Annotated in this window: 8 protein-coding genes; 3 read left to right on the forward strand and 5 right to left on the reverse strand. The window is 58.1% G+C overall.

Translation table 11 applies throughout. From position 1 onward, the window contains the following. The coding region (locus EYB53_RS08575; protein WP_135477791.1) for a DUF4351 domain-containing protein at positions 1–247 on the forward strand (247 nt) is incomplete at its 5' end. Positions 248–391: 144 nt separating this feature from the next. Here the strand turns inward: EYB53_RS08575 and EYB53_RS08580 are convergent. The 4 genes from EYB53_RS08580 to EYB53_RS08595 all read right to left on the reverse strand — a co-directional run bounded on the left by EYB53_RS08580 (position 392) and on the right by EYB53_RS08595 (position 11,633). Further along, positions 392–3,349 carry an ATP-binding protein gene (locus tag EYB53_RS08580; RefSeq protein WP_135477792.1) on the reverse strand — a complete coding sequence of 986 codons (2,958 nt, stop codon included), beginning with the start codon at positions 3,347–3,349 and terminating at the stop codon, positions 392–394. Between the two features lie 90 nt (positions 3,350–3,439). Beyond that, a complete protein-coding gene (gene carB / locus EYB53_RS08585) occupies positions 3,440–6,721 on the reverse strand; it encodes a carbamoyl-phosphate synthase large subunit (protein WP_135477793.1) in 3,282 nt (1,093 codons plus the stop codon). Between the two features lie 184 nt (positions 6,722–6,905). Then, positions 6,906–9,083, reverse strand: coding sequence for a Gmad2 immunoglobulin-like domain-containing protein (locus EYB53_RS08590; RefSeq protein ID WP_167857316.1), 2,178 nt, complete (start codon positions 9,081–9,083; stop codon positions 6,906–6,908). Positions 9,084–9,287: 204 nt separating this feature from the next. Continuing rightward, the gene (locus EYB53_RS08595; RefSeq protein ID WP_135477795.1) at positions 9,288–11,633 is read right to left on the reverse strand and encodes a S9 family peptidase; all 2,346 of its coding nucleotides are present in this window, start codon (positions 11,631–11,633) and stop codon (positions 9,288–9,290) included. A 142-nt stretch (positions 11,634–11,775) separates the two neighbouring features. Here EYB53_RS08595 and EYB53_RS08600 point away from each other — a divergent pair, with 142 nt between their 5' ends. Continuing rightward, on the forward strand, positions 11,776–13,563 hold the full coding sequence (locus EYB53_RS08600) for an LCP family protein (RefSeq protein WP_135477796.1): 1,788 nt from the start codon (positions 11,776–11,778) through the stop codon (positions 13,561–13,563). 35 nt (positions 13,564–13,598) lie between these two features. On the opposite strand, the gene EYB53_RS08605 is transcribed toward EYB53_RS08600, so the two are convergent. Continuing rightward, a complete protein-coding gene (locus tag EYB53_RS08605) occupies positions 13,599–14,636 on the reverse strand; it encodes a phosphodiester glycosidase family protein (RefSeq protein ID WP_135477797.1) in 1,038 nt (345 codons plus the stop codon). A 66-nt stretch (positions 14,637–14,702) separates the two neighbouring features. On the opposite strand from EYB53_RS08605, the gene EYB53_RS08610 reads away from it, so the two are divergent. Beyond that, positions 14,703–16,946: a CapA family protein gene (locus tag EYB53_RS08610; protein ID WP_135477798.1), complete on the forward strand. Its 2,244-nt coding sequence runs from the start codon at positions 14,703–14,705 to the stop codon at positions 16,944–16,946. The last annotated feature ends 66 nt before the right edge of the window (positions 16,947–17,012 follow it).

A 17,012-nucleotide genomic window follows, 5' to 3' on the forward strand; every position in this document is an offset into this window, starting at 1 on the left:
GCAAGGCATCGAGAAGGGGCTTGAGCAAGGCATCGAGAAGGGGCTTGAGCAAGGCCGCCACCAGACCCTGCAAACCGTGGTACTGCGCCAACTGACTCGACGTTGCGGGCCACTATCTGAGCAGGTGCAGCATCAACTCGTCACCCTGAGCCCTGAACACCTCCTGGACTTGAGTGAGAGCCTGCTCGATTTTACGAGTCTGAATGATCTCCAGAACTGGTTGGCCCGCATGTGCCCATCGGAATAAGCCGGCCTTGACACCTCCTGCAGGCAAAGCAACGTACGGGCACGGCGTCACCGTGCCCCCACCCCCGGTGGCCGTGCCCCCACCCCCGGTGGCTGTGCCCCCACCCCCGGTGGCCGTGCCCCTGTGCGTGCGTACCGCCAGGTATTACTCATTGGTGGCAAATGGCAGACAAATGCGAAAGCGACTCCCCTGCGTAGGCTCGCTCTCCACGATTAACGCCCCGTGGTGTGTCTGGACGATGCCCTGCACCGCAGCCAGGCCAAGCCCTCTGCCAGTGAACTTGGTGCTGAAAAAGGGATCAAAAATACGACGAAGCGTCGCTGGGTCAATGCCACACCCGGTGTCGTGAACCTCCAGGTATGCATAGCGGCCTGGCTCAGCGGCACTGATGCTTGCCTTCGCCAGAATGACTTTCGTTACTTCCCACTGGCCTGTGGTAACCGTAATCACTCCATGCTCGATTGCCTCGATCGCTTCAATCGCGTTGGTCAGCAGACTCCGCAGCATCTGGCGTAGCTGGGTTTCATCGCCGTGGATCTGGGGTAGATCAGGTTCGAGGCGGTAGTGAATCTCAATTGTATGTGGGAGCGTGAGGCTGATCAGTTCGCTCTGTTCGCGCACAATGAGGTTGAGGTCAACCGGGACAAGCTGAAATGCCCCGCGCCCTGCATACGCAAGCATCTGTGCGGTCAGTTCGGCGGCACGGCGTGCCCCCAGCATAATTGCATTCAGACTATCGTGAACCTCACTCCCCGGCGGTGTGTCGAGACGGGCGAGCTCGGCGTAGCCCAGGATGGTCGAGAGGATATTGTTAAAATCGTGGGCAACGCCGCCCGCCAGGATGGCGAGACTCTCGAGTCGCTGTGCTTCCAGCAGTTTGCGTTGGATAAGTTCGCGTTGGGCTTCACTCTCTTTGCGTTCGGTGATGTCGAGGGTGACAATCGCCGCCCCCATTCCAGCAACGGGCAGTGGTGCGGCGCTGATGCTTGCCCAACGCTGTTTGCCATCCGGTCGGATGATGCCAATTTCGACGTCACGCATGACCTCACCGTTGGCCGCACGGATCGTTGGGAAAGCGTCGAAGGGAATCGGAGCGCCATCGGGGTAAATATACTGAATCTGCCGGTAGCCCCCGGCCAGTATTTCGCTCACTTCCATCCCCAGAATCTGTCCAACGGCACGATTGAGCTCGATGGGCAGTCGTTTGGGGTCAACAATCGAGACGCCAACGGGCAAGATATCAAAGATCGTCCGTAATAGGCTTTCGCGTTCGCGAAGTTCATCTTCGTTCTTCCAGCGTCGCAAGGTGCTGCCGATCAGCCCGGTTGCCAATTGCAACAAGATGTAATCCTGTTCCTGCCAGCGCTGGGCTGTCATGCAATGGTAGAAGCCAAGGGCACTGGCAAGCTCTTCCCCGGTCTGCATCGTCAAAAAGAGAAATGAGGTGATGCCAAGCGGCTCCATCAACATCGCTAACTCTGGAGCCTGGGTGCGCAGGCTCTCGATCGTGCCACTGACCGCTCTGCCCTGACGAGGATTAATCCGGAACTGCGCCGGGATTTTGTTCCAGGGCAGGCGCGGCAACGGTTGATGCGGGGGCAGCAAAAAGGCAGGGCGTGCTATCGTTATCGTTTGATCAAGGCACAGACCCAACTCGGGATCGCGTACGCCTCGTAGCAAGACGATGCGATCAACATCAATCCCGTCAAGCAAGCATCCCAGAGCTTCACGCAGCACCTGCTCGCGCGCTGCCGGCGTGTTGACTGGTCGAATCAAGATCTGCGAGCACGCAAAGAGCGCGGCTTGATAGCGCCGATCCTGTTCGACCTTGACCTGCGCTTGTTTCTGGCTGGTAATATCCATCTCGATGCCGTCCCACAGCACATGGTGTGCATCAAGCCGTCGCGGTCGTTGACGGATCCGACTCCAGCGCTCGCCCCACGGGGTCATTTTCCGCACCTCGATGTCCACCGGGGCAAAGGCGGCGCGGGCCTGCTGCTCGGCCTCATACAGCCGCTCACGATCGTCGGGAACCAGTAACTCGTATAAAAGTTCTGGCTTCTTGAGGGCCTGCGCTGGCGTAAAGCCCGACAGTTGCTCTGCACCAGCACTGACATAGGTGAAATGTCCAGAGCCATTGTCTACGACAAGTTCTTGATAGAGCATAACGCCCGGCAGGTTGTCGCCAATCGCCCCAAGCTGCGCTTCGCGTTCCTCCAAGTCATCGGTACGCTCGCTCACGAGGTATTCCAGGTCGCGATTCAGCGCCTCGAGCCGCTTTTCGGCCTGTGTTCGTTTCTGATCGGCCCGTTCAAAGGCGTGCGCCACCTGGTAAAAGAGGATCAGGTTGCCCATGATTACCATGATCAAGCCCAGCGTTGCCCCGGAAAAGCCTGTCCGCCAGGTGATCCATGCGACAATCCATGCAATCATCAAGAGCACAAAGCTGCTCGCGACAAGCCGCCGCAGGATCTGTCCGCCCTGACTTGCACTGAAACTCAAGGCCATAAACCCACGGTCAGGGTTCATTGTCAGCCCGGCAAGCGCCAGCAAGAAGACAGCCACTGAACCATGCAACGATGTGCCACGCGCAATTGGCCGCAAACTCATACTGACTGGCAAAAAGCTCATGATGGCAATCAGCCCATACGCGACCAGGCCCAGGGCACAGAGTTGCGCCAGCCGAAGGTTGCGCTCGGTTGGGTTTTCCCGTAAGAACAGAGCTAACCCGACGAGCAGGATCGTAAAGATGACCATCGGGACAAAGGCAAGCGCCGAACCAGCCGATCCCACCTCAAACACTGGCTCCAGGCCATCCCAAAAGAAAGTGCTGAGATAGAGCACGCCAAGTACGATGGCACCGCCAAGCATCAAGCCTGCCAGGATGCGCGTCAGGCGTCCTGGCACAAACAGCATCAATGTTGCGCTCAACAACATCCCAGCATTCAACGGTCTCAGTGGGGGTAAAGTCGGGTGCAATTGCGCCAGGAGAGGGAGATCGGCAATCCAGCCTACCAGTGCGAGTAGGCTGATGCTGATCGCAAAAGTAACCGCGCCGATCTGTAGGTACCGAAGATACGGAAGGATGGAAGACATCATCATCGGGCTTATCTATAAGGGTAGTCTGCGCAATGCCTTGGATCGCATCGCACGCATTGCGCAGAGATCTAGTAATAGTCAGACATAGCAAACCTATATGCGCTCCTGCAAGCTATGAACTGTCCAGACATCGTCAGCCAGGGCACGGATAGCCTGTACAGCGGCGGCAGCCCCCGACAGGGTGGTCAGCATTGGTACCCCATAGGTGATCGCGGCACGCCTGATCGCAACTTCGTCAAAGAAACTCGCTTTCCCAAGGGGCGTATTGACAATCAGTGCAATCTCGTTGTTTTTGACATAGTCAACCGCGTTCGGTCGCCCTTCGTTCACCTTGTAAATCGAGGTCACCGTCAGGCCATGCTCGCGCAGATACGCCGCCGTGCCTCCGGTCGCCAGGAGTTCGAAGCCCATCGCCGCAAGGTCGCGCACAATCGGCAGCAACGAGGCTTTGTCGCGATCATTGACACTCAAAAAGGCCTTCCCACTGAGCGGAAGATCCTGACCACACCCTAGTTGCGCCTTGGCAAAAGCTTCGCCAAACGTAGCTCCGCTGCCCATGGCTTCCCCAGTCGAGCGCATCTCGGGCCCAAGCAAGGTGTCCACTCCAGGGAACCGCGCCCACGGCAAGACAACTTCTTTGACGTGGTATTTCTGGTTGTGTTCACCCGTGTCAAGCTTGTGACTGATCACCGGCTCGGTCTGGCCCGGTAGCATAACGTGCAGGTGGTGCTGATCAAGCCGCAGCTGCGCCCCGCCTGCACATTGCGCCGCAATCTGCGCCCACGGTGTCCCCGTCGCTTTGGCCACAAAGGGGATCGTGCGTGATGCCCGCGGATTCACTTCCAGCACATAGACAATGCCGTCTTTCATGGCGTACTGGACGTTCATCAATCCGACGACCCCAAGCGCCCGGGCCAGTTGAACCGTATAGGTTTGCATCATGGCAACATGTTCCGGGGCCACCATATAGGTTGGGATGACACACGCACTGTCACCACTGTGTACCCCGGCAAGCTCGATCTGCTCCATAATGCCTGCAATCACAACTTCACTGCCATCAGCGACACAATCTACATCCATTTCGAAGGCATCTTCGAGGAAACGGTCGATCAGGACGGGATGCTCAGGTGAGGCGTCAACCGCTTCGCGCATGTAGCGTTCGAGTGTTTCATCGTCATAGACAATCGCCATTGCCCGCCCCCCCAGCACATACGAGGGCCGAACAACCACCGGGTAGCTGATGGTGCGGGCAACTTCCAGGGCTTCTTCGCCCGAGGTGGCACTGCCATGCGCAGGCGCCGGTATGTCGAGCCGCCCGAGCAGCGCCCCAAACCGATCACGATCCTCGGCAAGGTCAATCGAGTCGGGCGCGGTTCCCCAGATGGGCACACCAGCAGCCTCGAGTGCCCGGGCCAGTTTCAATGGTGTTTGCCCACCAAATTGTACCAGCACACCATCTGGTTCTTCCAGATCAACAATGTTCAGCACATCTTCCAGCGTTAACGGCTCAAAATAGAGTCGATCAGCTGTATCATAATCGGTCGAGACTGTCTCCGGGTTACAGTTGACCATAATCGTCTCATAGCCGATGCTCCGCAACCCAAAGACGGCGTGGACACAGCAATAGTCAAATTCGATGCCTTGCCCAATCCGATTCGGCCCCGACCCGAGAATGATCACCTTTTTGCGTGTGCTTGGCTCAGCCTCGTCTTCGCTCTCGTAGCTTGAATAGAGATAGGGCGTGAACGCGGGAAACTCGGCGGCACATGTGTCAACCCGGTGAAACGTAGGAAAAATCCCCAACTCTTTGCGCCGCGCTCGTACGGCAAGTTCAGCGTCCCAGGGATCGCGCAGCCTCGGCGCACGCAGCAAATAGGCAAGCTGTGCGTCACCGAAGCCCATGCGTTTTGCCTGACGCAGTAGGTCACCCGGGACATTGCTGAGATCAAAGGCGCGCAGGCGCCCTTCGAGGTTGACGATCTGCTCGAACTGTTCAAGGAACCAGGGGTCAATCTGTGTCAGAGCATTGATTTGCGCTACATTCATACCACTCTGCAGCGCGTAGCGCAGATAAAAGTAGCGCTCAGGATTGGGCGTAATCAGCCGCTCGCGCACGCGCTCGGGGTTGATCTGGTCTTTACCATCGGCCCCCCAGCCCAGGCGTCCCTGCTCAAGCGAGCGCCAGGCTTTTTGAAAGGCCTCGGCAAAAGTGCGTCCGATCGCCATCACTTCCCCAACCGATTTCATACTTGTCGTCAGGGTCTGATCGGCCTGCGGGAATTTCTCAAAGGTCCAGCGCGGGATCTTCACCACCACATAGTCAAGCGTTGGTTCAAAACTCGCCGGGGTCTCCCGCGTAATATCATTCGGGAGTTCGTCGAGCGTATAGCCAATCGCGAGTTTGGCGGCAATTTTGGCAATCGGGAAGCCAGTCGCTTTCGAGGCAAGGGCCGATGAACGCGACACCCGCGGATTCATCTCGATCACATAGATGCGCCCGTCAGTCGGGCTGACCGCAAATTGTACATTCGAGCCACCCGTCTCGACGCCAACCGCACGCAGCACCGCCAGCGCCTGATCGCGCAGTTGCTGGTATTCACGGTCGGTCAGGGTCATCGCCGGGGCAACCGTCACCGAGTCACCCGTGTGGACACCCATCGGGTCAATATTCTCAATCGAGCAGATGATCACCCCGTTGTCCATCCGGTCGCGCATCACCTCAAGCTCGAATTCCTTCCAGCCGAGTACACTCTCTTCGATCAAGACCTGATGGACAGGTGACGCATCGAGGCCCCGTTCAACAATTTCTTTGAACTCTTCGAGGTTGTATGCAATGCCACCACCTGCCCCTCCGAGGGTAAACGACGGGCGAATGATCGCCGGAAAGCCCACCTGACCGATCACCGCCATTGCTTCATCAACGCTATGCACGGTGCCCGAGCGGGGCACCTGTAACCCGATCTCGATCATCTTGTCTTTGAAGCGCTGGCGATCTTCGGCAATGCGTACTGCCTCGACCGAGGCCCCAATCAACTCAACCGCATAGCGCTCCAGCACACCGGCCTCGTGCAGGTCGATCGCCAGGTTGAGCGCTGTCTGACCACCAACTGTCGGCAACAGCGCATCAGGACGCTCGCGGGCAATAATGCGTTCAACACTCGCTACGGTCAGTGGCTCAATATAGGTCGCATCGGCTAGCCCCGGATCGGTCATAATCGTCGCTGGATTCGAGTTGACGAGCACAACACGATAGCCCTCTTCCCGCAAGGCTTTGCACGCCTGAGCACCCGAATAGTCGAACTCACAGGCCTGACCGATCACAATCGGCCCCGACCCGATAATCAAAATAGTGGTAATATCGTTGCGCCTGGGCATTCTCTGGTCTCGCTCCTCTCACTGATCGTAGGCACACTCGAGTATGCCCCTGTCGAGGCCGATTATACCATTGCGTCTGCATCGCTTGTCGCAAGCAAGGCCAGGGGTAGACCGCTGGCCTTGCTTGCAAACTCTCCTCATTACAAAAAATGCCAGCAAAGCTGGCATTTTTTGCAACCATCAATTACGGCGTTCGCGGCTGTGGTGGCGGGGCCACCACTAACCTGATGCTCGTTTCAGCAAACGGCACTAGCAACCGGTCATTTTGGTCAGCCAGCCGTACGGTAATCTCGCCTCCCGCTGGTGGCAACGTAAAGAGCACCGGCCCACTAAAGACAAATCCGATCCCCGGTACCTCGCGGACACTCAACTCGCCTTTGCCAAGCTCGTTCCCTGCCGCATCAGTCACAGTGTAGACCAGGCGACTCTGGAAGGGCGCGAGCGCTGTGGTGCCATCAAAGATCGCCGGGCTACCAATAACTGTATCGGTTACCGGTGAGGTGACATTGATGACCTGTTGATCCCCCGCTGGCCCGATACTCGTTGGCGTCGGCGGTTGCGCTCGTGGGTTGACCTGCAACTGCACGATGGCACTCGCGATGATCTGTCCGGCCCCATCGCGATCATAGATCTCGACCGCGATCGCCCCGCCCTGTACCGGCTCGGTAAAGTTCAATGAGGCTGCAAAGGGAACATTGAACTGCCCCGCCTGCCCCGCGACCGGGAAACTCCCCTGCCCAAGCGTCTCGCGGGTCAGGGTGCGTACCACATAGTAGAGCTCACGGAACTGCGGATAGAGCGCCGCCCGCCCTGTAATGACGACTGGACTGCCAACAGTTGTCCCGGTCGGCGGGGTCTCGATCGTGATCGCCTGTCGTGTCGGCGGTGGAACGGGTGTCGCTGTGGGGGCTGGTGTCGCTGTGGGGGCTGGTGTCGCTGTGGGGGCTGGCGTCGCCGTTGGTGTCGGCGGGCCGGCCACATTCAGCGGCAACGTCACACTCGTCATCACCTGGCCGGTGTTGGGGTCAAGCTCAAGCACTTCGAGGTTGATCGACCCACCGCCCGGAGGCAGGTTGAAGAAGATCTGGCTATTGAAACGACCACCACCCTCTTGCGAGCCGCTGACGCCAAACTGCCCGGTACCAAGTTGCTGTCCATTGACGTCACGTACCCGGAAGGTCAACTGACTGTTCGGTGGCAACTGCACCGTGCGTCCAGCAATCGTCATTGGGCTGCCCACCGTCGTTCCCGCAGGCGGTGACTCGATAATGATCGCCTGCGCTTGCGGTGCGACATTCAGGTCGAGCCGTGCCGAAGCAATAATCTCGTTGGTGCTTGCATTCTGATCGGCAATTTCAATCGTAATTCGTCCGCCAGTCACTGGCAAATTAAACGTGACCGACGCATTGAAAATCGCTGGCCCACCCTCGGCCCCGAGCACCGGGAAGAAGCCATTGCCTAGATCACGGCCAGCCGCATCAAAAACCCGGTAAAGCAGGTTGCCCTGGAAGGGGAACCGCGCCGTGCGCCCAGTCAGGGTCACCGGGCTGCCCACGGTCGTCCCAGGGGGCGGTGACTCGATCACGATCGCCTGAGGCGGTGCAACCACCATCACCAGTTGGGTACTTGCTACGGCTGGGGCCCCCGGCGCGCCTGGCTCAACCACTTCGAGCGTCACCGCACCACCCTCCAGGGGAGGATTGAAGCCAATTGAAGCCGTAAAATTGCCCTGTCCCTCGGGCGTAATGCTCACCGGAAAGACCCCGTTTCCAATGATCGTCCCGGCTGTATTGCGCATCACAAAGGTCAGACTATTGCCCGCCGGTGGCACGGTCGTGCGTCCGGCAATTGTTACCGGGCTGCCAACAGTTGTCCCTGGTGGCGGTGAGTCAATCGTAATCGCCTGGGCCTGTGGCTCAGGGGTCGGTTCCCCTTCCCCCGTCGCGCCATTTGACGGACTCAGATTCACCGAAACCGATGCAATCGCCATGGTCGAACCATCGGCCATACTAAGTTCAAGCACCTCGATCCGCCCCGGCCCACCCGCTTCAAGGGTGTACGGAATTTCACCAGCAAAGACCCCTGGGCCCCCCAGTTCTTCCCCAAGCGCCTCGGCCGTAAAGAAGCCCTCGGCAAGCAAACCTCCGCCTGGCCCAAAGAGGCGGTAGTTCAGATTGGCCTCAAAGGGCATGATCGTCGCATCACCAGTGACCACAATTGGACTGGTCACCGTAGCATCTGTTGTCGGGCTCAGAATCGTGATCGTTCGTCGTGGCGGCGCGGGCGTGGGCTGTTCGGGGGTTGGTGTCGGAGTGCTTCCCCCAAACCCACAACCACTCAGCAGCAACACAAGCCCTAGCATCACCATCGTCCATCGTCGTGGCCACCAGTTTGAGCATCTGTTCACCTGGCACATCGTGGTACCTCACAGTGGACAGGTCAACTGCGATACGTCGTTCGCAGCTAATCTGCCCTTCAAAAGAATATGTCACCTCTAGCGTGCGAACAACGTGTTGCCGTACTGAGTACGGCAACACGTTGTTCGCATCCCATCCACTACGATCATCTAACGCAAGTATTGCCGGAACCAGCTTACCTGCTCCTGGGCTGCATAGAGCTGATTCTCGCCATCAAAGAGGCCATGACCCTCACCAAAGAACTTGACCATCCGTGCCGGTACCCTGCGGTTGACCAGTTGCAGATGCAAATTCTCGTTCTGCACAATCGGCAGGAAATCCCCCGTACCGTGGAAGGTCAGGACAGGTGTGCGAATACGGTTGACATTGTACGACGGCGAGTCGTTCTGATACTCTTGCGGGATATTAAAGGGTGGCAACCCCATCAGATGCGGCATCAACGAGGCATAACCACGGTTCCACTCGGTGATCGTATCAACCAGCGCACACTGCGGATTGGCCGCACTGTAGAGCGTCGGGTGGCGCACAATGCTCTGCAAGGTAAAGTAGCCCCCATACGAACAACCCGTAATGCCCACCTTGCCCTGGCTCGTCCACCCCCGCCGGATCATCTCGCGCACAATCGCAGCCTGTTCGTCAATATCTGTCGCGCCAAAGTTGCTCCCATCAACGAGACTATTAAAGACGGCTGGCGTATACCCAGGACGCCCCGCCACTGGTGTCACCAGCAAGGCCAAGCCCATACTCGGCAGCAACGCATACGGATTTTCCACATTCGTCAACCAGCGATTGACCATCGCTGACCCAGGGCCACCCTGTTGCCACACGATAATCGGCACATTGCGTGGCGGAAAGGCTGCGCCAGCCGGCTGAATCAGTACCCCGACCCGTGTCTGCCCATTCGGAAGCCGGAAACTGACCGGATCCTGGCGCAGATTCGCAAATTCGCGCAACTCTTCGCCCACCCAGGTTAGACGGGCCAGGCCGCGTCCATCCCAGCCCATCCGATAGATGTCGGGTGGCTCAGTAAACGAGGTGTGCGTAAAGACGATCTGGCGGCTACGGTTCGTGGTAAAGACATTGTAATAGGCCCCTGCACGATTCGACAGGTTGCGCACTTCGCCACTGCGTCGGTTGTAGTAGTAGACATGGCGATCTGTCCCGCGTACCGCCCGGAAGATAAGCTCATCCTGCGAAACCATTTCACCGACTGCACCCGCAAAGGCCGCGCTGCTAAAGAGGTTATTCTCGAACCGCCCCACTTCACGGAGTTGGCGATCATAGAAACGGTACGAAAGCCGCTCGCTGAACTGCAAGGCATAGATCGGGTGCGTCCGCCCACGAATCCGTGCCGGGTGCCATGCCTCGACCAGCAGCACTTGACCATCAGGTGACCAGCCGCTCGCAAAGAGCACCGGCGGCGCGGCAGCCCCTTTGTCGGGCTGCAAAAGCTGCACGGCACCACTCATCGTATCCATCACATACGTGGTGTTATTCTGCAACACCGGATTGATCGACGGGGGCAGGTTGCCGGTCACGTCGCGGTAGACTTCTTCCGAGAGCAGGGCACCATCAAAGATAAAACGCTGATCCTCAAAATCGGCCAATCCGTAAATCGAAAAGGCCAATTGGTTGCCATCTGGCGTCCAGACGGCACTCGCCAGCGCCGACGCAATATCAATGGTCGTCACATACCGCGAACCCTCATCAACGGTGTAGAGCAACAGATCAAGCGATGTTGGTGTGACCGCCACCGTCTCGGTCTCATCACCTTCTTGCATCATCCACATCCGCTGCAATGCGACCGCATGCTGGCGCTGCGCCTGAGCAATGCGCCCCTGCATTGCCGCAGGTGCAATCGGACGATCCGTCACCATCGTACTTGCGGGTCGCGGGTGTCCAATGCGCACTCGCACTGGCTTGGAAAAATCCTCATCCCCGGCTTCATCTTCAGGGAAAAGCACGAGCAAAAACCGGTTCAGGTCTGGTGAAATCGAGACAAGCCCCGTGTCAACAGGCAAACGCAGGGGCATCACGCTCAACTCAAGGGTTGTCCGATTGATCCCCAGTTTCACAAACGCATCTTCAGGCTCAAAAGCTCGCACATCGAGTGCGACTGAACCCAGAGTCTCGTTGTCAAGCCACGCAAAATTAGAAAAACCAAGCAAGGGGAGTGGAATAAATGGTCCGAAGATCTCCGGATCAATGACAACGGTCGATCCATCCTGAATGTTCAAAAAGCCGATCGTCTCATTCGATGTAAAGAGAATAGTCTGATCATCAGGGCTGACTGGACTTGACGGTACGGTGTAGACGGTCTCACCCTGGAGTCGTGCGATGCGTTCAACCTCTTCTTCACTCAAGAGATCCGGCGGCCGTTTTTCGTCGAAACGGACTGATACGACATTGTTGGGGCCTGTGTTGGCCTGGGCGGGTGTCACACTGGCAACGAGTGCCACCATTAGCAGCACAAATACCCATGTGTGAAGACGCATATGCTACTCCTTCTTGCACATCAGTCAGCTTTGAAATGTGGCTATCATACCAGATTTTGTCGGAAAATGATATACTGAACAGACTCTAAGGTACCTTGCAACCTTGTCTAAACCCATCCACAAGCAGCAGGATTGATCAGTTATGGAGTGTCGTGAGGCGCAGAGCTTGATCGATGCAGGTGTTCGACCTGGATCCACGAATCAACAGCGAAAACAACTTGGTTTTCATATCGCCCAGTGTGCTGAGTGTCGTGCCTACCTTGCACGTATCACGCCCCTAGCCCGCTCACGGGTTCTGATCCCGCCCGCGCCCACCACCCTGGGCACATCAGTGGCTCAGCGCGAAGCGCCGACAGCCCGCCCGCTCGAAAAGCCGGTGCCAGCCGCATCACCCCTCAGCCCCGACGGGTCGACAACCTATGCGGACGGACCTGCCCCTCACTCGGGCGCGCCGACGACCCGCCCGCTCGAAAATCCCGTGCTGGCACCTGAAGTGAACCCAAACGAGCACGACGCATCCGATCTCCTCACTTCGCTTCTCATGGATAGCCCTGAACCACCGCCACCGCTCAGGCGACGGAGGGGCGTGTTGCCGCCAAACCGGCGCCCGCCACCCTGGCTTACCTATGTCGTCATAAGCCTTCTTGGTGCCCTGGCCTTGAGCCTGGGCTTCACGGCCGGACGAGTGGCCCGTGCCGCGTATACGATTCGTGAGAATGTGACGGCGATGCAAGTGGCACCTGCGGCACCTCGTGCAGTCACACCTGCACTCGTTGTCCCCCCCGAGTCTTCGGGCTTCTCAGGCCCAACGTCACTTGCCACAACAGACGCGGTTGCCACCGAACCGTTTCTCCCTTCACCAACACCAACTCCTGCGGTTGACTTTGCGGCAACCGAAATCGCTATTGCGACGGCCCTGGCGCTTATGACCCCTTCGAGCCTCCCCATCGAAGCGACCGCCGTTCCCTATCTTGTGCCTTCGCTGGAACCTGATGCCGGGATTGTGATCGTGCCTTCACCAACCACTGAACCGGCACCGCCAGACCTGAGTCCGACCCCCATCAGGCTTCCAACCATTGATGGCACGGTGCCACTGCCGACCCTGATTCCAACGATCAATGTGGTGCCGGCAAGCACGCAACCACAACATATTTTGCTGCTTGGCAGCGACCGACGGCCCGGTGAGGGGTGGCAGAATCGGTCTGATGCGATTATGATCGTACGGGTTGAGCCTGATACCCAACGGATCGCCCTGCTCTCGCTCCCTCGCGATCTTATTGTGGAAATCCCGGGCTATGGCTGGGCACGTATCAATGCGATGACGGCCTACAGCAACCTTGATCCTGGGGCTGGTTCGGGGATCGAGCTTGCCCGCCGAACGGTCAGTAACCTCCTCGATCTCCCCATCGACTATGTCGTGCGCGCCGATTTCCAGGCTTTTATGACCGCGATTGATGCAATTGGCGGCATTGAGATCAATGTCGAAACTGAACTCTACGATCCAATGTATCCAACCATTGATTATGGTTATATGGTTGCCCATTTTTTGCCGGGTCCACAAAGTATGGACGGGTACTCGGCACTGATCTATAGCCGTATTCGGCATCCCGACAGCGACTATGCGCGCTCACGCCGTCAGCAAGAAGTTATTCAGGCGATTATGAGCCGGGTGCGCGACCAGAATATCATTGTCCAGGCCCAGATGCTTTCTGATTTGAGTACCGCGTTACGTGATCATCTTGTGACTGATTTTTCCCTTGAAGAGATGATCGGTCTGGCCTGGGCTTTTCGAAACTTTTCACCTGAAGATGTTGAGCGCTATACCCTCGACGAAAATCTGACCACCGTCGGGCTTCCCGGCGATCAGTATGCTATCACCACCTCATCCTGGGCGCTGCAACTTGTCCGTAGCCAACTCGTTGGGCAGTGATGTATCAAAACTTCACGCCTTTGCGTCAACACGGGTCAACGCACATACACCCCGATCGCATCAGGGACGGCTCGCGGTGAACCGGGCCAGATCGGTTGCCCGCGCCAGGTCGCCTGCGTTGAGGTGTCGTCGTCACCGCCAAGCGCATCACGGCATCCCATCGCCCGCAGTGCCTGCGCCAACTCGACCCCGGTGATCCCCCGGCTATTCGCCAGCACGACAAACGAGTGCCCGTTGGGAAGATCACCTACACAGACAGCCGTTTTCGGATAGGTGCCCTGATAAATCATGATCCGCCAGTCGAGTTGCACAAAATCTTCGTTCAACGGGTTAAACGGAAGCTCGCCGTCACCAGGTTCAATGCGCTCAGGATTGGCAATCTTGCCCTCCCAGAGCATCACCGGCCCCCCACCGACAGCCTGCCAACACGCGGCAAGTGCAGTCGCATCAAAGAGACCAATCAGCGCTCGCTGGTCATAGGTGAGGCAGAGCACCCCTCGCCCGGCGTTGACCCGGTGGATCACCCCGTTGATCACAACACTTCCTTCATTAGACGTGCGAACAGCCCCGTGAAAGCCAAAGGCCATCGCGGCGAGCAGTTCCAGACCTTCACGCTGTGCATACGGGGCATTGGCCATTGTCGCCACCGTGGCAAGGTGGCGTTGCCGATCCAACCAGATGGTGTCACCATGCTCATCACTGCCAGGAAGCGCACCATCGGCAGTAATCAGTTCGAGATGCACCATCTCATCAAGCCGCACAACAATGTAGGCCAGTTCGCCCCCGCCCACTGGTCGCCGGTACCATTCCACCCGTCCCTCAGCGACCCGCTCTTGCAGGCTGCTGTCACGGTTGAAGGCTTCAAGTTGCTCGTTCGCCGCCGGTTGCATCATTCCGACCACCGCGTTGGCGCGTCCCACCAGCGCGTCTGCCCCTCGCGAACCCTGTTCGGTTGACGCAAACCCCCACCGTGAGAGGGTCGCTCGGCTGCCTGAAAAAGCCTGCACAACTATGACCAGTACGGCAAGTGGGACAAGCAATAACGCAAGGTACTGTACACGACGAAGACTCATGGGTGTATTATAGAACAGACGCGAATAATCGGCCTTCCAGTTGAGCCTTGTGGTATTATAGCATGTATGTGCAATAAACACCCTCTCACCAGTCAAAGCCTTATCTTACTCGTCCTTCTGCTGCTGCTCGGGCCGCATCCTGTGGCGGCCCAGCGCAGCGACGGGCTGGATCTGCCTCTCACCATGGCCAATCAGTGTGGCACTGGTGACGAGATCCATTTCACCCTCGCCGCCACCGGTGATACTTTCCCCCACGAGAATATTCAGGCCGTCGGTGAACTGCTGGGCTATGATGTGCTCTTTGATGCAGTGCGCCCCTTTTTGCAGGCTGCCGATCTCGCCTATACCAATTTTGATGGCGCTATGCTGGCCGGGGCAGGCTATACCGGCTATCCTGCTTTTAACTATAATCCGGCCCTCGCAACGGCCCTCCGCAATGCCGGGATCGATCTCGTCTCGACAGCCAATAATCATATCCTCGACCGCGGACCCGAAGGTCTCGATGCAACCCTTGATGTCCTCGATGCCAATGGTCTGGCCCATCACGGGGCGGTACGGAGTACGGCGACGGAACGCCCGCCCTATCTACCGCTAACCTTGACCCATGATGGGGTGAGCATAACCATTGGCTTTATCTCGGCAACCTGGGGCACCAATGGCATTCCCGATCCGTTTCAACAGGTCAATCTGCTCTATCAGAGCAATGCGTATGGTGAGCAAGGCGGCGTGCGCCAGAGCGTCCTTGATGCGATCGCTCAGGCGGCCCGTGAAACAGATCTGGTAATCGTCGCCCCCCACTGGGGCTTCGAGTATCAGTTCTATCCCCACGCGAGCCAGATCGAAGCCGCCCAGAGCCTCGCCGCAGCTGGGGCCGATGTGATCCTCGGGGCTCAACCCCATACGTTGCAACCAGTCGATCTGCTGGTCAATGGCGACCGTACGACCCTGGTGATCTATTCGCTCGCCAATTTCCTGGCCTCACAGGGGGCCTTTCAGGCGGAGTCGTTTGCCGCAACGTCGGTCATCTTCTATGTCGGCCTGGCCCGCGCCAGCGATGGATCCGTCCGCATCACAGGGTATCGGTATCTGCCAACGATCCATATCGAGGCCGATACGCGGCCCGCTCCTCTGCGCCCCGGCGAGGACGAGCGGGTGATGAACCATGTGCGCACCATTATGCGCGATCCCGCCGGCGCACGCCAGGTTCCTGCATCTCCACCTGAACCTGGAACACGTATCGAGGTTTGCCCAGAGGTGCGGCTGGCCGAGGTTCCAATGCATCCCATCCCCGGCGATTTCGCGCAGCATTATCAGACCCTTGGGGGCCTCGCACCCCGCCCTCTGACCGATGCCATTGCCGTCCTTGGCTTGCCTCTTGGTGACGTTACGCTTGAGCCAGGAGGTGATTGCGCCACGACTGTGCCCGTGTTCTACACCGAGCGTCAGCGTCTCGAATGGCACGCCCAACAGCCCTGGCCCTATCGTGTCGTCGGTACTCAGCTCGGTACCGCGACCTTCCAGCGGCGCTATCCTGGTCTGCCGGTCGAGCGTCGCACTGATCTTGAGGCCCGTGATGCGTTTGCTGATCCCCGTTTTCGTGCTTTTTATCTGGAGAATGGCGGATTGAATATCTTTGGCTATCCAATTAGTGGTTCGCTCAATGAAGACCATCCGACGACCGGAATTCCGACAACGGTACAGTATTTTGAACGTGCGCGCTTTGAACTGGCAACCGGTGTGTCTCCCGATGCCCCGCTCTCTGATCAGGTGCGCGCAGGGTTGCTTGGGGCCGAACTTCGTGCCCTCGGTGGCGCTGCCATGCTCTGCCCAAATCTCGGTGAACTGCCTACCCCAGGAGCGTTGCGTCAACCTGCCGCCCCTGCTTCACCGTTACCAGAGACTGCTGCTGTTCAACCAGGCTCTGATGGGCTTGTTGAAACCCTCGTCCAGGCAACCGCAGGTTCACCCGGCTGGTTTGCGTTTGTGGTGATTGCAGGACTCGTCATTGCGCTCATCGCCTTGATCGTCATGGCTATCAACGATTGGCAGAACTACCGCCGCCGTCTGAGTCGGCAGGGCTATCGCCATCGCCGCACGGCCCACGAACGGTTTGCGGCTTCAACAGCACCTCCTGATCCAGCGCAACCTCTTGCTGAGGATGGCTTGCCCACCGTTGAGACTGGTACGACGCGCCGTGTTCCCGTGCGCCCATCCTCCCCGAAAGGCTCGACGCCACCCGCGCCTCCTCCTCACCCCAGGTCGGATGATGATGATGATGATCTCTTGAAGGAGTTGCTTGGACGGCAGTAGTTTCTGGTAACATGATCAGCGTCTTTTGTAACACGATCTGGTATGCTAACATTGGCCTGGCGTTGT

It is taken from the genome of Candidatus Chloroploca mongolica, from assembly GCF_004762035.2.
Lineage (GTDB): Bacteria > Chloroflexota > Chloroflexia > Chloroflexales > Chloroflexaceae > Chloroploca > Chloroploca mongolica.